The organism is Aeoliella straminimaris, from assembly GCF_024054565.1.
GTDB classification, from domain to species: Bacteria; Planctomycetota; Planctomycetia; order Pirellulales; family Lacipirellulaceae; genus Aeoliella; species Aeoliella straminimaris.
Window position 1 is genome coordinate 42,554 of the sequence record NZ_JAMXLR010000076.1, and the last position, 19,847, is coordinate 62,400.

Consider the following 19,847-nt stretch of genomic DNA (forward strand, 5'->3'; position numbering starts at 1 on the left):
TAACCCAATCAGTGGATGATGGTGGCAATCGACGTTGCCCATTCCTGCGAATTTGGGTAGCTTTCGACTTGCCGTCCCCGGTCTCGGTTGGGCGGCGAAGACCTACCCCACCGGCGGCGACCCCGACGCCTCACTGCCGCCTATCCCGCATGGAAGCAAGGGAAAACCTGGCGATGAAACTTCAGCACCTCGCCCTGGGAGCCATAAATGGCGCCACGGCTCAAGCTACGCTCAACCTCTCCGAAGGACTCAATGCCGTATCGGTACTCGACTCGGTCACTGGTGAGCAGTTGTTCGATCTGGTCGGACATTTGGTGTACGGTGCCCGTATCGTCCGCGGCATCGACCCAGGCTCGGCTCGAACCGGTTACGTTGACATTGCCAGCTCGTTGGGACGCTTCCGCCTGGAGCGGCACGCCGAACAAGTCGACCGAGGCAGCTTCGTTGAACCTCGCTTGTCAGTGGCCGCGCTGGACGGCCATGCAGCTCGCGCCGAAACAACCCGCGAGCTACTCGCTGGCATCTCGCCCGAGGTGGCGGCTCGATTGTTCGTCATGCGCAGTTCCAGCGATGCGCAGCTCAATTGGTTGCTGTCGGAAGAACTGGCGGCCGAACTGCATGAGCTCGAGAATCGATCGCCCTATGAGAAGTCTTCGGCGGCGCCCTACCAGGTTGGCGACGACCTGTTCGCCGAACGGGACGCCCTGACGCACCAGATCGAAATGCTGCTATCCGATAAACGCCGGAGCAGCGAGGCCATGGAATCGGCGCTTCACGAACTTGATCGCGACTCGCGCGAGGCTGAGAATCAACTGGCCGAACAACGCCGGGAACTGGATCGAGTGCTGGCTGAGTTGGCCGAGTTGGAAACACAGTTTCGCTACCGTGAACTGAGCGACTTCGTCGAGCGGGAAACCGACGAAGCCCATCATGCCGAACAACAGCCGGCGTTGCTCGAACTGGACGAACAAATCTCCAAGTGGCGACGAACACTGGCCGAACTGGAAGCCCGCGACGCTGCGGTTCGGCATCGCCTGTCGCAACTGCATCCCGACGACTCGTCGCCACTGTTGCCACTGGCCGACCAGCGGGCCTGCGTGAGTATTGCGCAGCGGTTGGTGGCCGATCTCGACAGCGAAGTGGCTCGCTACGCCCGTCCCACCGACTCGCAGGCGTGCCTGTGCCAGCACACCCACGCCCGGCTGCATCCGTTGGTCGACACGCTGGGGCAGCAGGTGGCCAAGCTCTCGCACCTGGTCGAGCAATATGAAGCGGCCGTGGAAGTGGAGCAACTGAAGAGCGAAGCCGAGCACCTGGCGAGATCGCAAACCGCCCTCCGCGGTACGATCGATCAACTGTTGGACCGTCGGCAATCGCGGCTGCGGACTTCGCGAGTTCGACGCACCGACAGCGAGGCGTCCCAATTGCCTGAAGATATGCAAGGACTGCTGGCTGGGCTGGAGCGACGTCGTGGCGAACTCAACGGCAAGGTTGTCGAAGCAGAGCGGCACCTTGCCGATCTGGCGACGCGACGCGATCGGGTACGTCGCGATCGGGCCGAACTGCTGAATGATTCGTCGCTCACTCAATTGCGCGAACGACTCGAATCCGTCAATCGCCGACTCGAAGGAGGCAACGAGCACTCGGCAAGAAGCGTTCGCAGCGTCGCGCCGTGGCGAGCCTCGGACATCTTGGCCAAGTTGAGCGATGGTCGCCTTCGGGAGATTCGCCTCAGCGAGCACGGCCGAAGCACCACCGTGGTCAATCGTCAGGGCAATGTCGTTCGCCAATGCGATCTTAACGACGTCGACCGCCGTCTGGTGTGCATTAGCCTGCAATTGGCGGCCGTCGCTGGCACCGCCGAGTGGGGACTCGAACTGCCGCTGGTGGTAGCCGATCCGTTTGCGGAGCTGCCCGCCGCCGAAGCCTCGATTCTGACGCTGGTGCTTCACGACTGGGCACGTTCCGGCCACCAAGTGTTCTTGGTCACGGCTTCGCGGATGGTTATCGATCGGCTGCGGTCACTGGGACAGCCAATCCTGGGACTGGAAACAGCGACGCAACGCCCCGAAGTGGTGCAGCCGGTTCAACGGGACGAGCCCAAGTTAACGCTTCACGACGCCGATATGTTCGCCCTGGATTTGCAGGATTCCATCGGACGTTTCCGGGTTCTAGGCGACGACACGTCCGCGCTGTTCGCCGAAATCGGCATCGATACGTTAGCCGACTTGCTGGCCGCGGATGCCGAACAAGTATCGCACTCGCTCGATCGCACCGGCATCTCGGCCGAAGTGGTCGACCTGTGGCAGACTCACGTAGCGATGATGGTGTACGTTCCCAACCTATCGTTGGGCGAAGTGCAACTGCTGACCGGTGGCGGCATCCAGAACCTTGCCCAGCTTGCCGAGGCGGATGCCGACGAGCTGTACGCGGCGATTGATCAGTATCTCGAAACGCCCCGCGGAGTGCGGCACCGTGGGCTGCGGCCGTATCTGAGCCTCGATGCGGTGCAGACTTGGATTTCCGACGCCCAGCGGTATCGTCATCGCTGGGAGGGAACGCCGTTCGCCCTGCGAACGACTCGTCGCGCGGCCGCAAATGGATCTTCCTCCCACCGTACCCGCCTGAACGGTCGTAATGGTCCGTCGCGCCGCAACGGTCGTAGCCCCGCGAATGGCAAGCCACATAAGAAACGTACTCGCCCGCTCAAGTTCCGCCTGTCGCGAACAAGTCCCGTGGTCGACGCTCCGAGCGTTGGACCTAAGACGGCCAAGCGACTAGGGAAGCTTGGTATCCGCACCGTGGCCGATCTGTTGGAGGCCGACCCCGCGGCGACTGCCGAGGCTCTGGAGGTCAGGCACATCACGGCCGAGAAGATTGTGGCCTGGCAGCACCAGGCACAGCTAATGTGTCGCGTGCCGGAGTTGCTGGTTCGCGATGCCCTGGTCTTAGTCGGCTGTGGTTTCACCACCCCCGAAGGCATCGCTTCGGCCGACGCGGCCGATTTGTACGAGTTTGCCAAAACCTACACGGCCACGCCCGAAGGAACACGTGCCCTGCGTGGCGGTGATCCGCCCGATCTGGAGCGGGCGAACAAGTGGATCTACTGGGCCGAACATCGGCGCGCTTTGGAGGCGGCCTAGGCTCCGCACTGAGCGAGGCTCACAGCGCGCCTTCCATCTCCAACAGTCGCCGCTTGGTGTTTAGTCCGCCTGGGGCCGAGAAGCCGCCCAGGTGGCCGCTGGTGCCAACGACGCGGTGGCAGGGCACCACCAGCGGATATCGATTGTTGGCCATCACGTTGCCCACGGCTCGCGCCGCGGCAGGCCGACCTGCCAGGCGGGCAAGTTCCGTGTAAGTAACGACCCGGCCCCAAGGAAGTTTGCGGCACTCGCCGATCACTCGTGTGGCAAACGGGGTGAGATGGCTGGTGGAGACCGGAACGCTGTCGAACGTCTGTGGCTCGCCGTCGGCCAGACGCTGCAGCCTGTCGCAGAGGTCGTTTACCCAGCGGGGGCAATCGGAAAGCTGCCGCGCGGGTTCCAGCTCAAAGGGTTTCAAGGCCTTGGCCAGCGAAGCGAACTGTGGGTGTCCGAACAAAATACGACCGAGCTTTTGGTCATTGTATGCCACGGCCATCCAGCCAAGATTCGACTCGAAACACACGCTTTCCGACTTTGCAGGCGGGCTGGCCGCGGATTTGGCTAGAGTAGCGGGCATGGGGCGCTCCTTCTTGGGGGTGGAAACCGATGCTTTGACAGTCGCTCGCCTCGCATTCTATACTCGGATGAGCGACCCGTCAGCCACCCGCTTGTGGGCAGACGTTCAGGCCTGGCAACGATTGCCGCACCACGCTGTGCGCCGAGCAACAAGGAGTTTTCGCCATGTTTTCCTACCCTTCTCTGGCCGATGATCACTACTCGACGCTAACGCTGAGCACGGAAATGGAGTTGGCCGGCACTCGTGATTCGGTGCTGTTTTACGTCGAGCAGATGCAGAAGAAGTATCCCGATATGCGGAATTTCTATGCTCGGAACAAACGAGATTTTGTGCTGGAAGGCGACAAGGACAATGGACAGTATCGTTGGAGTGCCGTCGAACCGCGTCGTGTGAGTTCGGGATGTGTGAACTTCGAATCCTATGCCGATGCGATCGATCAGCACCATTCAGCGCTTGAGTTGGCACCTCACGCCTTGTCCGTCAGCCCGCTGGATTGCGAAGCCATCGATCTGTTGGCCGGATTCGACTTCACATACCGGGGCAATCATAACGAATTGGTGAACGAGGCCCTGGGGTTGTGTCCCGCTTTCGAACGCCTGGCCGCCATGCCGGGGACGTCGTTTATCAACAACGAACCTAACATCACGATTGCCATGGACGACGATTGCCGCGTGCAGTGTCGAGTGAGCATCGAGACACGCACCTCGCCGTATCACGTCCGGACGGGAGAATTCCAGGAGGACCAGCTAAGCGTCTATGTCACGGCACGCCGCTATGGCAGCCTCGATCCTGGCAAGACCTTTGGTGATGCGTTGGACGAACTCGACCGAATCTGTCGTGAGATCATCGAGGACCACGTGGCACCCAGCGTGCTGGAACCGCTGGCACGCACCATTGCGATGGGGTGAGGCCCGATTGCCGCCCAGAGCAGTCGGCCCAGATCAGTCCGCTAAGACAGCAGTCGATCGACGCTGGCCATCAGGCGGTCCATCGGGAACGGCTTGCGGATGTAGTCGTCCACGCCCAGCATCTCGGCATAGGCCTTGTGGCGGCTGCCCTCGTTGGCCGTGATCATGATGATGCGCGGCGGATTTTCGCGGGTGCGGCGGAGCTTCTCGAGCACCAGGAAGCCGCTGCGCTTCGGCATCATCATGTCCAGGATCACCAAGTCCGGGTTTTCCCGCTCGGTAATCGCCAGTCCCTGGTTGCCATCGCGGGCGACGAGCACCGATAGGCCCTTCGCCTCAAGGGCGAGCCGGAGCGACTCGATGATTTCCGCATCGTCATCTACCAGAAGCACTTGCTTGGACTTTTTGGCTGTGGAACTCGACTCTTTGGCCATGACAATTCAAACCATTACAGCAGCAGTGGATAGCTAGGCGTACCGCCTGATTGGCGTGCCCGGTGGGTAGCCCCTATGTATAGCGGGTGGCGGGCGGTTTGGGAACGGCCCGCGGACCGCTCGACTGGGGGGATTGCGGAATCCCAGGGACATTCCCCGCCCACCTACTGGACGGCCGTATCGTCGGCCGTGTCGTCGCCCTGGATGTAAGTCGAGCCACGGTAGAATTGCGACCAAATGACGTACACCACGGCGGTTACCAGCATGATGCCAGTGAAGAACCAATAATAGGTGGCACCGGGCAGTTTCGAGCTGCCGTCCGAGTTTTGGATTACCAAGTTGACCACGGCCGTAAACAGATTGCCGACGAAGACCGATAGCAGGCAGAACGCCATGATCAACGACTTCATCCGCTTAGGGGCTTGCGTATAGAAAAATTCGAGCATGGTGATGGAGACCATAATTTCGGCACAGGTTAAGACCAAGTAGGCAAGCACCTGCCACATGATATGGGGCGCCTGTCCCTCGTCGATTTGCGACTGAATCCACGCTGAGATTGAAAAGGCCAGTACTGTCACAAACATGCCGATCCCGATCTTCCGAAGCGGTGTGACCTCGAACACCTTGCCCATCCTTGGATAAACCAGGTATGAGAAGATGGGAATCAGCAACATGACGAACAAGGGATTCACCGCTTGAAGCTGAGAGGGCAGCAGCGTGAAGTCGATTGTCAAAAATCCGAGGTTAATCGGACCGAAATGTCGATTCATCTCATCGGCTTGGATCACCCAGGCGGATGCGGTCTGATCAAAGAGCGACCAGAACATGGCGACCAGCAGCAGTAGGGGCGTCAGGTTGAGCATGGCGCGAATGCCATCTTGACCGAACGTTTCGGAGAAAAAGCGGTTGCCACCGGGGGGCACGTGGACGAAACGATTTCGTCCCAGCCAGAACACAAACGTCGCCAAGGCCATCAGAATACCTGGTACGCCAAACGCCCAGCCGGGGCCGTACCTGACGAGTAGGATCGGCGTGAGCATCGTCGACACCATCGAACCGAAATTAATTGAGAAGTAGAACCAACTATAAACGCGGGACAAAAGGTGTTGATTGCGGGCGCCGAACTGGTCGCCGACGTGGGCCGACACGCACGGTTTGATGCCACCACCGCCGAGCGCGATCAGAAGCAAACCCAAGAAGAGGATATAGCGCGGCGCCACGCTTTCTTGAGGAAATTCCATCATGGCGAGTACACCATGACCGGCACAGTACACAATCGACAGATAGAGGATCGTACGGTACTTCCCCCAGAGCCAGTCGGAGATGATGGCTCCCAGGAAAGGCGTGAAGTAAACCGCCGCGCTAAATAGGTGAACACTCGCCTTGGCTTCTTCGGCGGTCATATAGTCTGCCTCGCCCGTAGCGCTCAGCAGATATTTGGTCATGAACACCGTCAGGATCGCCTTCATCCCGTAAAAGCTAAACCGTTCGGCAGCCTCATTCCCGATGATGTACGGGATGCCGGGGGGCATTGTGGCGATATCGAAAGGAACGGTCTGTTCGTCACCACCCTTTAGTTTTACTGCAGTGTCGGGGCGAGCTTCCGGGCTGGTATACGGAGAATCAGACATCGGGCGCGAATTGGTGTGGACAGGGCGGGCGAAGAATGGCGGGAGCCCACAGTGTAACCCATCGACCGCTCGTTGCCACAGGGCAGTCGGCGTCCACAACCCCCGCGTGCGGCTAAAGGGCGTTGCCGCCGCGGTCTTCCAGAGGGGTGCTGGTAGCCGTTTCCGGGGCGACCAGCGGTGTTTGCTCGAAGTCCGTTGGAGGTTGCTCGGGCTGCCAGAATAAGGCCATGGCCCCCACGCCCATCACCAACAACACCACCGGCGCGATCCAGGGGAGATGTTGCTCGACGAACGACGACCGCTTCGGTGTTGCGGGTATCAGTGTTGTCGCCAGGCCTGGCCGTACCACGCCGAGTTCGTCCGATACGCCCAATAGCGCCGTCATTAGATCGGCTGGAGTCTGGAACCGCTGCTCCGGAAGTTTGGCCAACATCCGGCTTACCACGGTCGCGAGCGATTCGGGCACCTCGGGTCGCAGGTTGGCCAGTACCGGAGGCTGATCCCCCTGATGGCTCAGCAACTTCTGCAGCGGGGTGCCCCCCGGGAAGGGCGGCCGGCCCGTCAGCATGTAGAACATCGTGCAACCCAGCGAGTAGATGTCGCTGCGGGCGTCGGCATTGCGCGGGTTGCGGGCCTGCTCGGGGGCGATGTAGTCGAAAGTACCGATGGTCATGCCGGTGGCCGTAAGGTCGCCTTCGCCTTCCGCCTCGGTTCGATGTTCCACTTCGTGCAGCCGCGCAAGCCCCATGTCGACCAATTTTGCCTGTCCATCCCCCGTGATCAGGATGTTCGATGGCTTGATGTCGCGGTGCACGACGTTGCGTTGCCAGGCATGGGTGAGGGCGTCGGTAATTTGGATGGAGTAGTTCAGCGTCTCGGCAATGCTCAATGGACCAACCTGTGCCACCAGGTCGCGAACGTTGATCCCCTCGATGTACTCGAAGATAATGTACTGCAGGCCGCGATCTTCCCCCACGTAGTACACCCGCGCGATGCAGGGGTGATCGAGGCGTGCCGCGGAGCGGGCCTCCATGCGAAACCGCTTGGCCGTTTCTTCGTCGCCCGCTTGATGGGTCGACAGAACCTTTACCGCCACATCTCGCTGCAATACGGTGTCGCGTCCCCGCAGCACGGCGCCCATGCCGCCGCCGCCGACGAATTCCTCCAGCACGACATCATCAATCTGATGCCCAACCAGCGCTCGCCCCAGGTCACGCGGCTGCAGCCCGGCGTAGGCACTGCGCATGTCGAGCGGCGGAGTGGCCGAGATGGTGGTGCGGTCTTCCTCCACCGTCTCCTCTCCGCCGTCAGCACTCCGCTGCGCAGCCGACCCCTCCTGTTCGCTCCTGCCGACGAACGTCGAGCCTGGTCTCGGGGTGGGGGTGTCGCTGGACATTCGGTGCGCGGTTTCGGGGAAAAATAACGGGACAGGTCGTGGGTGTCACTCCATTCTACACCACGCTCTGGAGGCCCATAACTACGGGCGATTACAAAAAAACGCGGACTCGAATCGCCGTAGACGATCCGAGCCCGCGTCAGGGTGGTAATTCCGGGGGGGAGCCGCTTACAGCCAGTCGCCGAAATCTTCCTCTAGGGCAACGGCGAAGGCTTCTTCGCCCGCATCGTCTCCGGAAGTGGCAAAGTCAGCGGTGAAGCCGTTGTCTTCGTCCTCCATCTCCAGGTCGAATGCCAAGTCGAGGGCACTGCTACCAGTGGCGTCGTTGGTCTCAGCATACGGGGTGGAGTCGTCCGCTTCGTCCGTCGAAGTACTAAACGAGGTGAGTCCGTCCGGTCCGGTGGTAATCGGTCCTGGTGGGAGGGCCGCCGCGAGTTCGGCCGGCTGCTCCTCTCTGCTGGAGGTGCTTGCCGCAATCGGAGACATGACGACCTGCACGGGTGCAACAGCTCCCAGGTTGTTTCGCCAGACGGTGAAGTCGGCGAGGTCGACGGAGCCACTGCCGTTGGCGTCCGCGCGGAGGTCGGTGGTGGAACCGAAGGTCGACTTCCAAAGCTGATAGTCCGTCTTGTCCACCACGCCACTGCCGTCGAAGTCGCCGGCGATGGGCTCGATGAAGGCGGTCGAGGGGTTGGCCGCGATTACGTAGTCTTCCACCTCACCCACCAGGGCCGACCCGCTAGGCTTGTTGAACTGGGCAAAACCGCCTTCGCCGTAGCGGAAGCGGGCAGCCAAGGCGTCCGACGCGACTTCACTGGGCACCGTGAAGGTCAGTTCGTTCAAGCCAGCGTCGAGGCGAAGTTGCTTCGAAACCATGCCGGAGTCGGTGCTGAAGGTCAGGTGTTCGCCAGCGTCGTTGAAGTCCCCATCGTTGTTAAAGTCGATCCAGCCTTGCAGGAACAACACATTAGTGCTTGCCGTGACGTTCAGGCTGACCGTCGAACCAGCGACGATCGGAGACAGAAATTCCACGCCATCATCGTCGGTGTCGAGATCACCATTCGTAGCGGGTTGTCCATCCGAGTCGACGGAGACCCCGGCTCCCAGATAGTAGTCGGCAACGTACCCGTGACTAGCGCCGCCCGCCGCCGCAGTGGTCCCGTAAGAATCTGGCAGATCGCCGTAGTCGCGTTCGGGGAGGTCTTCCAGGTCAGCGTTGTAGAAGCCAAAGTCGAGGTAGCCGCCGCCCTTGGCCTGACCTTCTGCCAACGTCACGTTGGGGTGGTAGCCCAGCACGGGGAAGGTATGGTTATCCGACGAGTATCCGGGAGGTGCCACGACCAGGATGTCGTAAGTTCCGGCGGCGAGATGCTCAAACAAATAGCTGCCATTGGCCCCGGTGACGACTGATAGGTCGCCGTCCGAGATCTCGCCATTCTCGTCCAAGTCGAGGAACACGGTGGCGCCAGCCAAACCTGCTTCCGAGGCATTTCGGACGCCATTTTGATTGACGTCGTTGAATACGTAGCCGGAGAGCGTGGCATTGCCAGCGTTTTGCTCCGGTGAGACGCCAAAGTTCAGGTTGGTGACCGTTTCGCCGGGGGTCACGTACCTGCGGTAGTAGGCCACCGCAGACGATGCATCGCTGTTGTACAGTACGTTGGCGAATTCGGGTTCGCTGACATCAGAATTGGTCGGCGTCCAACCCTCGACCGCATCGAGCATTACCGTGTAGTACTCAGCCCCCACGAAGCGATCGACCAAGAATAGCTGTTGGCCGAAGAATCCATCTTCCAGGTTGTCGTCCGTCGACATCGTGACGATGTAGGACCCGTCGGGACCAGTGATAGTCATCGGCTCCCTGGGGGTGTCGATGCCATTGTCGAAGACGTTATTGGCGTTCAAATCGTTGAAGTCGAACTTGCCGTTTTCGTTCAAATCGATGAACACCCGGAACTGCTCCACCGTCGACTCCGACGAGTCCTGGGCCGCATTCAGGTTAAAGTCTGCAAAGACATTCCCCTCAAACGTTACCTCTTGAGGTTCCAGCAAGAAGTGGGCGTCGATGTGGTTGCTGATCACCGGATCCTCGGTCTCGGGATCGCCATCGTCTTGAACGCCGACTGTGTATTGATATACATCGGTGCCCAGGTTGTTGTAACCTTCGGGCAATTCGAAACGAACGTCGTAGGTGGTGCCAGGCTGGTTGTAAGCCAGGTCGAAGTAAAAGTTGCCGTTAGCACCCGTGAGCATGTAGGGCTCGTTGGCGTCGCGCGTTTCGTTTTTGTTGAGGTCGACGTACACGGTCACCCCACGGATCCGAGGCTCGGGCAGCGACTCCAACGACGAAATCACGGGTGTTTCCGAGATCATGGCATCGAAGTTCTGCGAATCGACGGGATCGAGAATGGTGGCCGTGATGCCGGTGAAGTTGTATTCACCGTCCTGGTTGGTATCGAGTCCAATGGAGCCTTGAATCCGGCCACCAAGCTGTTGGCCGTTGAAGTCTTGCACCACGGGGGTCGGGGAGCCATAGAAACTGACATCAATGTTGTTGATTACCGCTTCACTGTCCGACCAGTTCTCAAACGCGATTTGCCAAACGCCCGCTACGATCTCTCCATTGGCACCGAGAATCGCATTGGGTTCGATCCGCTCTCCGGTTAGGGGATCGATTCGCCCAACCCCCTCGGAACGCTCACCCCAGTGACGCACTGTGGTAAAAGTATGTTGGATTTGTCCCGTGTCGGTTAGTGGTCCGATGCTACCATCCTGAATCCAGTTGGTTAGTTCCGATTGAGTTCCGTCCGGCGAAATGAGCGTCATCCGCAATTTGTCGCTGGCCTCCGCGGGGATCGTGATGTCGAGCGCAACCTCGATATCCTCAATCGAGAGGTTGGCGGGAATCGTGATATCAATGTTGCTACCACGGGTGTTACGTGGCAGCGGATCGGGCAATTCATCGGGTGGAGTCAACCAGAGGTCAAAGTAGTCGGCGAACCCCGCGCGGCCACCTGGCGCGCCCGGGATGACAGCGTCCGATTCCGTTGTTTCGGCGGCGGGAATGAGAATGGGCCCCGACAAACCGCCGCCAATCACCCGGATGTTCTGTTCGGTGGGTTGGTAGCTCGAAGTCGACTGAGTTCCGACGCCATGCCAATTGCTGGCCAACTGTACCGCGTATTCGACATCAATCGCACCGTGACCGTAACCGGTGGAACTCGTCGAGTCGTGAACGAAGAACCCTGCGGAGTTGGTGGAATTTACATACTGGGCGAACACATCGGTGACGAGTTCCCCCGTTTCGGGGTCGATCATCGTTGGAAGTGCAGTGACGCCTGGCCCCATCAGTTGCGTGAGTCCCACCGGGACGCCACCGACTTGCGCCGGATCGAAGAACAGGGGACGAAGGTCGGTCTGCCAGCCGCTGGATGTTTCATCGATCTTACGAGCGGATAGTGCGAGAATGTTCTTGACGTCCCGCAGGGAGAGTTCGATGCCATTCTCGCGAGCCGCGCTAAGAACCAAGCCCATAGCGCCAGCACCGATGGGCGAAGCGGCCGACGTGCCATTGAATCCATTGGTATAGTAGGGATTGTCCAATTCGCCAGTGGTGTGGCCGTCGTTATAGCCAGCGTCGCCTTCGACGCCCGTTTGTCCACCATAGACGTCCGTCGTGGTGACACCTTTGCCTGGAGGATTGGTGCCAGTCGGCGCGGCGACCCACACGCTGGCCCCGCCTTCTGCGTAGCCAACAGTGCCACCATCTGAGCTGAATCCTGTGACGCCAATGGTATATCGGCTGCTGGCAAAGCTATCGTGATCGGTTCGGTCAAGCCCTCCCGCCGAGTTGCCAGTGGCGTTCACCAAGAGGGAACCATAGCCCCCGCGCCCCAAGAATACGGCGTCAATCATTGATTGTGTTTCGACGGGCGACAGAGTCGTAATCGCCCGGCCATTGCTGCGCCCGAAACTATTATTGTAGATGTCGATTTCCTGATTCATATGAGTCAGAGCATTGTAGAAATCCAACTCATAATCATCTGCGGACTGCGCGCCGTAACCGATCAGGCGAATGCCCGCCAAGGTGGCGTCGTATGCCACGCCGGTGACACCTTCGCCGTTATCACCATCCGCCACCGCGAGCCCTGCGACAGCCGTGCCATGATGGTCGTCGTGATCAACGGCAGGGGCCGGATTGGGATCGTCGTCGACGTAGTCGAAGCTAAGGGAGGGATCGTAGTTGCCAATCAAGTCAGGATGGGCGTACATCAACGAGTCGTCGACAATGGCGATGGTGACGCCCTCGCCGGTGGTGTATTCCCATGCCCCTTCAGCGCGGATGTCCGCGCCCCAAGTCCCAAAGTCGTTTACCTCGTTGGGCAGGCTGATTTCCTGTCCGGTGTTATTCAGGTGCCATTGTCCGGCATACATGGGATCGTTCGGTACCGCGAAAGTCTCCCATCCACCCCCGATCTGTGGGTAAAAATGAACGATACCAGGATTGTCTTGCAGGTTGGCAATGATCTCACTGCTGCTGAGTGTACCGGCGGCTGCAAAGAACGTGTTCGAGAGCGGGGTAAATTGCGAAGTGGCAAACATCCCCGTCTCAGCACGGAAGTTGTTCGAGTTGATGCTGCCATTCGTCTGGACAACCCAACTCGTTGCTTGCTCGAGTTGACTGGCCGTGTATAGCGACAGATCGGAACTTCGTTGCCACGCGTCTTCGACGAGCTTGGCGTGCATGGCCTGCACCGAGACGTTTGCCGTGTCGATGGTATAGGCGGCAAGCACTTGTCGTGGCTCCAGTGGTTCCACCCCATTAAGGCGTCGCTGGCGATTAAGGTTGGTCTGGTTTCGTCGCTTGCCACCGAAGTGGTTCCGCCATGAACGCTTATTACGTCGCTTGCTCATCGTGTGAGTTCTCTCTAAAGTGCTTGCCGGCCGGTGTTGGCCTGCCAATTTCTGTTCCTGGTCGCTCAGCTCCTGATTTGCTGCCTGTGCGCAGTTCTAGGAGCGTTTCCCTGCCGACCGCCGTTGGCCTTGAAGGGCGAGAGGTGGGGTTCGGGGAGAGTTCCGTGCGGTTTTTCCGCTTAATCTGATACTAACAACGGGTAAAAATAGTGTCAAACTTCGGGTTGTAAATGATTTAACACCTATAGACGCCTTGCGACCGCTACAAATTCCACCATCAGTGTGATTTTTCTTGGGCACGTTTGCCCGCCGAGGCTCAAAAACTGGAAACTCCTTAGTTTTTCCACTCCGCCGGCTCCAAGACAGCCCTTCGGGAGTGGAAGAAGCCGGGGGGCTGGCACTTTCGGTGGGCCTGGCAATAGAGCCCCGGCTGGACGAGCGGGCGGGAGAATTTTGGAAAACCTTGACGGTTTTGCCGAGAAGTCTGCTTTTCCGGCTTCCTCCGGTCCGATAGTTCTTGCAGCCCTCGCTCACGGACACGAGTAGTCCATGGGCATGAGGGGCAGGGGCACGCGGGGGGCGAGCCCGGCATATGAATCAAACGCTTGGCCACTCATTCATCCGCACGGGCCAAGTTTCGAGGGGGGAAAACTTGATGATTTCGGCACCTATTCACGGACGTCGTATAGCCGCCTGGGCGGTCGCGGTCACACTGCTTGTGCCCGCCTTGGCCCAAGCCCAAGTGCGTCAGGCCTTGTATCAGCCGGGTGGTCAGCAGGGACAACCTGCCAGAAGGGCGAATCATTGGACATCGGGTGGCTCCGAATGGACCAACGCCTACGGAGAACCTGTAGTCATACCCGCCAGTTACTGCGGCGATGGCTGCACGCCCGGCGGAATGATGGGCTACAACGGGATGGGAGGTTGCTGCACGGGCGGCGCCGGTCCCTATCCTCACGGAGCACCCAACGGTGTGCAGATGCAGCAGCCAGCCGGCGGTTGGCCGGGGCAATTCTCGCCGTACGCACAGGAGTGTGAAGACCCCTGCGATGGGCGTCGCGGACTGCTGGGAAAATGCTGCTTCCTCGGACTCTTTGATGCCGGATTGATGCGGCCCATCGATCAATGTGGACCACACTATTTCGACTTCTCGGCCGAAGCCTTGTATTGGAAGCGCAACAAACCAGCCGATCCCGAGGTGATTTTCGCCACCATTGGCGTGACAGATGTCTCGGCTGGTGTTGATCCCGCTCTGGCACTGACGACCAACGACGTCGAAGGCGACTGGGAGCCAGGCTTGCGTCTGACCGGTCGCTACGACCTGGGCGCGCTGTCCTTCCTCGAGGTGTCCTACGCCGGCCTGTTCGAATGGGGCGCCGTCTCGACATTGGACGGGGCAGGCGACATCTTCACCGGCTACAGTAACTTCGGCCTTGGTGTCGACACCACTGGCGACGGAGTTCCCAACATTGGCGTGGATGGTGCCGGTCTGAGTTCGACCGAGTTGGCCAACTCCGCTCGCTTGGAACTGCTGAGCGAATTGCACAACAGTGAAATCAGCTACCGCCGCTACTGGGTTGGATTTAATCCGCGGGTAAGCGGTACCGTGATGGCCGGTGTTCGCTACACCCGGCTGAGCGAAGACTTGAATTTCTCCACGCTCGGCCCCGCCGGCAGCTCGTGGACGGCGGTACGGACCGAAAACGACCTGGTTGGCTTCCAAGCCGGCGGCGACATGTGGGTTACCGTTCGCCAAGGCTGCCGCATCGGCGGCTACGGCAAGGCGGGTATCTACAACAACCGTTGTGAGGTGGCCACTAGCGTTACCGGAAGTGCACTGCCAGGTGGCACGGCTTTGGAGAATGTCAAAGCAGACCACGTGTCGTTTATCGGCGAAGGTGGTGTGAGCATTGTGGCCGACATCCTGCCAAGCTGGTCGCTGCGTGCCGGTTACGATGTGCTGTTCATCAACACTGCCGCACTGGCAGCGAATAACTTCGACTTCTATCCCACGGTATTCCTGGGCGAAACTCGCAATCCGACGCTGTACGAAGAGAGCTCGGCGTTGTATCACGGTGCCAATCTGGGCCTGGAATTCGTGTGGTAAGTGACATATTTGGGGGGAGGGAAGCGCGAACCAACGGCGGCGAATCCGGTCTATTTACCGAATTCGCCGCCTCGCGCCCTGCCAATCGACTGTAGGCAGTGCAGCCAGGCGAGGTATAATAGAAGTGGTGCAGGGCGGGCGAGCATAACGTGGCTCGCGTAAAACGCCTGTTGTCACTTTTCCATATAGGAGCCCCGAACCAGTTGCCAACGGACATCGATCGCAAGCAGGGAGTCGACAGCGAAACCGCAGTCCTCGTGGGCGTCGAACTCCCCGGAACCTCTCGCTCTGAAGAACCTCTTGAAGAACTGTCGGGACTGGCCGAGACGGCCGGTGCCGAAGTGGTTGCTCGGCTGACGCAACGCCGCGATACGCCCGACAAGACCACGTACTTGGGTAAGGGTAAGCTCGATCAACTGACCCAGTTGGTCAAAGGCACCGAAGCCGACGTGGTGATCTTCGACAACGATTTGTCGCCCGCTCAGGTGCGAAATCTCGAGCAGTCGGTCGGGGTCAAGGTGCTTGATCGCACCGAGCTGATCCTCGACATCTTCAGCACCCGCGCCCAAACGCACGAAGCCCGCCTGGCGGTGGAGCTAGCACAGTTGGAGTACGCGCTGCCGCGGTTGAAACGCATGTGGACCCACCTGTCGCGTTTGAAGATGGGCGTCGGCATGCGTGGTCCAGGTGAAAAGCAACTCGAGACCGACCGCCGGTTGGTCGAAAAGCGAATTGTCGACTTGCGCCGCGACCTGGATAAAATCCACAAACGCCGTGAGCGCGAGGTCGAGGGTCGCCGCGATCACATGACCGTGTCGCTGGTTGGCTATACGAACGCCGGTAAGAGCACCCTGATGAATCGCATCACCGGTGCGGGGGTGCTGGCGCAGGACAAACTGTTCGCCACGCTCGACACCCGCACCCGCCGCTGGAGCCTGCCTGGCTGGGGGCCCGTGTTGCTTTCCGATACGGTCGGGTTCATTCGCGAATTGCCCCACCGCTTGATTGCCAGCTTCAAGGCGACCCTGGAAGAGGCGCATCAGGCGGACTTGTTGATGCACGTGGCCGATGCGAGTAACTCCGCGGTGCTCGACCAGATCTCGGCCGTGTACGGCGTGTTGGAGGAACTGGGCATCGAGCAGAAGGATACGCTGCTGGTGTTGAACAAGGTCGATCAGGTGGCCGGCGAGGCCGAACTCACCAAGCTGCTCGACCGATATCCAGCTGCCATACCGGTTAGCGCCGCGACCGGCGAAGGGCTCGATAAGTTGACCCGAGCGGTGAGCGATGCCCTGAGTATCAACTTCGTGGATGCCGATATCGACTTTGCCATCGAGAACGGCAGATTGGCGGCCTACATCGCCAAGCATGGCGAGATCCTTAGCCGCACGCACGATGGCAATCGGACGACGATCCATTGCCGCATGCCGCGCAAGTACCTGGGACGTATCAATCACCGCGAGGCCGAAATCCGGGAAAGATCGCCTTCGGTGGCCATGCCCGATGGCGACGCCGACCGCGACTCGCAACAGGTACGCACCACGGTCGACGAAGTCGCCTGATGGCACGGCGCGAACTGAAGGGATTGCGAGCTATTGTCACCGGCGCCTCGGCCGGCATTGGTCGTGCCATGGCCATCGAGATGGCTCGAGCGGGCGTGCGCTGCTTGTTGTTTGCCCGTCGCCAGGAACGGTTAGACGAGGTCCGCGAAGCGACGCGCCAAGCGGGCACCGAGGCCAGCGTCGTGGTGGGAGATGTCACCAACGCGGCAGATCGAGCTGCGTGCCTCGAGTTTGCTCAACGCGAGTTGGGTGGCCTGGATTTGCTAGTGAATAACGCCGGCATCAGTGCTGGCGGCGACTTTGCCGGCGAATCGCCCGACGTGTTGCGAAAGATCTTCGAAGTAAACTTCTTTGCCGCCACGGAGCTGACGCGCGAGGCCATCCCGCTGCTCCGCACAGGTCGCACGCCCATGGTAGTGAACGTGGGCTCGATTCTTGGCCACCGAGGTATCCCGTTCACGAGTGCCTACTGTGCCAGCAAGTTCGCCATTACCGGTTGGAGCCAATCGCTGCGGGCGGAGCTCTCGACGATGGGCATCGATGTACTACTGGTTTCGCCGGGCACCACCGAGTCCGAGTTGGCCGATCATCTGGTCGAGCAACGCGTCAAACTGCCTTGGGCCGGGATGAAGGGCGTTACGGCGGAGTACGTGGCGCGAGCTACCATCAAGGCCATCGCCCGCGGCAGCCACGAGATCGTGCCCAACTGGCGTGGCTGGTGGATGCTGGTGGCAAATCGCATGGCGCCGACGTTGCTCGACAAGGTCATGGCCAAGTTTGCTCGCAGGGCGGGTCGCTGAACGGGAGCAGCAAGGATGAACCAGCCTTTTACCGTTCTATACGACGATGGCCCCTGCCTGGTGGTCAACAAACCGGCCGGATTGCTAACGCAGGCGCCTCGCGGCATCGATAGCTTGGAGTTGGCGGTCAAGGACTTTTACCGCGAGCGAGAAGGCAAATCGCCCGGCGAAAACATCTACCTCGGCATCATCCATCGGCTTGATCGACCTGTCACCGGCGCGATCTCCTTCGCCAGGCATGTCCGCGCAGCGAAACGCATGGCCGACCAGTTTCAGAATCGCACGGTCAGCAAGACCTACTGGGCACTAGTCGAAGGTCTCGTCGAGCCGGACGAGGGCACTTGGGTCGACTACCTGCACAAGCGGCATGGCATGGCGCAGGCCATTGTGGTGCCGGAGGACGATCCGCGGGGTAAGAAAGCGATCCTGCACTACCGGGTGCGGGGCCATGTGCAGGGAGGTACTTGGCTCGAGATCGAACTTGAGACAGGGCGCACCCATCAAATTCGCGTGCAGAGTTCCTCGCGAGGGCATGCCGTGTTGGGCGATTCGCAGTATGGTTCCACGGCCAATTTCGGTCCCGTAGTGGAAGACCTCCGCGAGCAGGGCATCGCACTGCACGCGCGACTGCTTGGATTCCGCCACCCAATGCGAGACGAACAAGTCGTCGTCGAGGCTCCCTTGCCAGAGTACTGGCCGAAAATGGGCGAGTAAGCTCGAGCTATCGCTGGCCTTCCACAATCTTCTGGAAGCACTTCAGCGTTTCTTTGCTCACGTGGTGCTCGATTCCCTCGGCGTCGATACGGGCGGTTTCGTCGCTTACGCCGATGGTTTTCAGGAACTCGACCACTAGATCGTGCCGCCGCTGCGAATCGCGAGCCAGGCGACGACCGCGGGTGGTGAGCGTGATGGGGCCGTACGGACGGGTATCGACCAGGCCTTCGTCTTTAAGGCGCGCGATCGTCTTGGTGACGGTCACATGGCTCACGGCGAACAGGCGCGCCAGATCGGCGCCGCGGCACTCGCCGGCCTCATCCTCGATCTGGGCTACGGCCTCCACGTAGTCTTCGGCCGTCTCCGTGGCGTGATCGTGCCGGGTGCGGCGGAATTCGTTCGAAGCTCGTTTTTCCGATGGTGCCATAGTTGGCGAAGCATGCCTGGTGGTCACCCCCAAGGTGGGGTGTATCTGGAACGTTTTTCAGTTTATCTGCCGCGGCGCTGCTTGACCAGCAGTTTACCATTGGCTAAACTTTGGGCGAATTTAGCATAAGCTAAACCTCAGGCGAGCCCCAAGGAGATTGAATGGACCGGATACCTAACCGCGGCAGATTCGGCTTTACGCTCGTGGAACTCTTGGTGGTGATCGCCATCATGGGCATTCTGGTGGCATTGCTGCTGCCGGCGGTGCAGTCGGCTCGCGAGGCCGCGCGGCGTAACGCCTGCACGAATAACCTGAAGCAACTGGGACTGGCACTGCACAACTACGAGTCCGCCCAGCGCCGGTTGCCGCCCGGCTACAGTTCTGCATCGCTGACTACCCCTGCATCGCCGCTCCGCGACCCAGAAACCTGGGACGCCCCTCCCGGCTGGGGCTGGGCCGCTTATCTGCTCGACCACCTGGAGCAAAGTGGCATGGCCGAGTCGATTGACTTCGACGAGCCGATCTGGCATCCGCAACATGCGTCGATCATCCGCCAACAGCCCACGGTGCTGATTTGCCCTAGTTCCTCGGGCACTCGAGATCCGTTTTACGTAGCCGATGCTGCAGGCGAACCGCTCTCCATCGCGGGAACCGATGTCGAGCTTGGGCGCTCGCACTACGTGGCCAGCCATGGGCAGGAGTCGTGCTGGGGCGAGTGCGGGGCCAGCTCGTCCGGCACGGTATTCACCAACATCTATACCAGCGAGACCACCACCGTCGAAATCGATGGCGACGCCTCACGGGTGGCGGACGGACCTTTCTTCCGTAATTCGAAGACCGAGTTCCGGCACGTGACCGACGGTTTGTCTCATACCATCTTCCTGGGCGAGCACGGTTCGTCATTGAGCGACAAGACCTGGGTCGGTGTCGTCCCCGGTGCGTTGACGCATCCGCGATTTCAATCGCCCGAGAATGGTCCCGATGCAGCAGCTACCCTGGTGCTGGTACATGCGGGCCCCTCGGGAGGCGAACTCGATATCACGGGGTTCCCCATCATCCATCCAGTGAACTTCCCCACATATCACGTGGGCCAGATGTACGCCGAGCATCCCAGCGGGGGCAACGTCAGCTTGGGCGATGGCTCGGTGCGTTTTGTCGCCGAGGATGTCGACCTGATCCTGTGGGCCGAGTATTCGAGCATTGACGAAGGAGAGATCCCCCGGGGGCTATAATC

The 19,847-nt window shown here is 60.1% G+C and carries 13 protein-coding genes; 7 read left to right on the plus strand and 6 right to left on the minus strand.

Annotated features, from left to right (window positions below; all coding sequences use genetic code 11):
• Positions 1-173: 173 nt before the first annotated feature.
• Entirely contained in the window at positions 174-3,143 is a 2,970-nt protein-coding gene (locus tag NG895_RS21845) for a DUF4332 domain-containing protein (protein ID WP_252854663.1), read from the plus strand.
• A gap of 19 nt (positions 3,144-3,162) precedes the next feature.
• Here NG895_RS21845 and NG895_RS21850 read toward each other — a convergent pair whose 3' ends face one another.
• Positions 3,163-3,720 carry a methylated-DNA--[protein]-cysteine S-methyltransferase gene (locus tag NG895_RS21850; protein WP_252854664.1) on the minus strand — a complete coding sequence of 186 codons (558 nt, stop codon included), beginning with the start codon at positions 3,718-3,720 and terminating at the stop codon, positions 3,163-3,165.
• 164 nt (positions 3,721-3,884) lie between these two features.
• Between NG895_RS21850 and NG895_RS21855 the strand changes: the two genes are divergently transcribed.
• Complete coding sequence (locus tag NG895_RS21855) at positions 3,885-4,628, plus strand: hypothetical protein (RefSeq protein WP_252854665.1); 744 nt, start codon at positions 3,885-3,887, stop codon at positions 4,626-4,628.
• Between the two features lie 41 nt (positions 4,629-4,669).
• Here NG895_RS21855 and NG895_RS21860 read toward each other — a convergent pair whose 3' ends face one another.
• From NG895_RS21860 to NG895_RS21875, 4 genes are all read right to left on the minus strand, one after another.
• Positions 4,670-5,062 (minus strand): response regulator transcription factor, encoded by a 393-nt coding sequence (locus NG895_RS21860; RefSeq protein ID WP_252854666.1) that lies wholly within the window; start codon positions 5,060-5,062, stop codon positions 4,670-4,672.
• Positions 5,063-5,226: 164 nt separating this feature from the next.
• A complete protein-coding gene (locus NG895_RS21865) occupies positions 5,227-6,693 on the minus strand; it encodes a POT family MFS transporter (protein ID WP_252854667.1) in 1,467 nt (488 codons plus the stop codon).
• 112 nt (positions 6,694-6,805) lie between these two features.
• On the minus strand, positions 6,806-8,089 hold the full coding sequence (locus NG895_RS21870; protein ID WP_252854668.1) for a serine/threonine-protein kinase: 1,284 nt from the start codon (positions 8,087-8,089) through the stop codon (positions 6,806-6,808).
• Between the two features lie 168 nt (positions 8,090-8,257).
• Complete coding sequence (locus NG895_RS21875; RefSeq protein ID WP_252854669.1) at positions 8,258-13,003, minus strand: S8 family serine peptidase; 4,746 nt, start codon at positions 13,001-13,003, stop codon at positions 8,258-8,260.
• A 655-nt stretch (positions 13,004-13,658) separates the two neighbouring features.
• Between NG895_RS21875 and NG895_RS21880 the strand changes: the two genes are divergently transcribed.
• The 4 genes from NG895_RS21880 to NG895_RS21895 all read left to right on the plus strand — a co-directional run bounded on the left by NG895_RS21880 (position 13,659) and on the right by NG895_RS21895 (position 18,186).
• The gene (locus NG895_RS21880; RefSeq protein WP_252854670.1) at positions 13,659-15,110 is read left to right on the plus strand and encodes a hypothetical protein; all 1,452 of its coding nucleotides are present in this window, start codon (positions 13,659-13,661) and stop codon (positions 15,108-15,110) included.
• Positions 15,111-15,313: 203 nt separating this feature from the next.
• On the plus strand, positions 15,314-16,672 hold the full coding sequence (gene hflX / locus NG895_RS21885; protein ID WP_252854671.1) for a GTPase HflX: 1,359 nt from the start codon (positions 15,314-15,316) through the stop codon (positions 16,670-16,672).
• A complete protein-coding gene (locus tag NG895_RS21890) occupies positions 16,672-17,472 on the plus strand; it encodes an SDR family NAD(P)-dependent oxidoreductase (RefSeq protein ID WP_252854672.1) in 801 nt (266 codons plus the stop codon). Before hflX ends, NG895_RS21890 begins: the two co-directional genes overlap by 1 nt.
• Before the next feature lie 15 nt (positions 17,473-17,487).
• The gene (locus NG895_RS21895) at positions 17,488-18,186 is read left to right on the plus strand and encodes an RluA family pseudouridine synthase (RefSeq protein ID WP_252854673.1); all 699 of its coding nucleotides are present in this window, start codon (positions 17,488-17,490) and stop codon (positions 18,184-18,186) included.
• Between the two features lie 7 nt (positions 18,187-18,193).
• Here the strand turns inward: NG895_RS21895 and mntR are convergent, their stop codons facing one another.
• Positions 18,194-18,640 (minus strand): manganese-binding transcriptional regulator MntR, encoded by a 447-nt coding sequence (gene mntR, locus NG895_RS21900; RefSeq protein ID WP_341871475.1) that lies wholly within the window; start codon positions 18,638-18,640, stop codon positions 18,194-18,196.
• A 134-nt stretch (positions 18,641-18,774) separates the two neighbouring features.
• On the opposite strand from mntR, the gene NG895_RS21905 reads away from it, so the two are divergent.
• Positions 18,775-19,845, plus strand: coding sequence for a DUF1559 domain-containing protein (locus tag NG895_RS21905; protein ID WP_252854675.1), 1,071 nt, complete (start codon positions 18,775-18,777; stop codon positions 19,843-19,845).
• Positions 19,846-19,847: the final 2 nt, after the last annotated feature.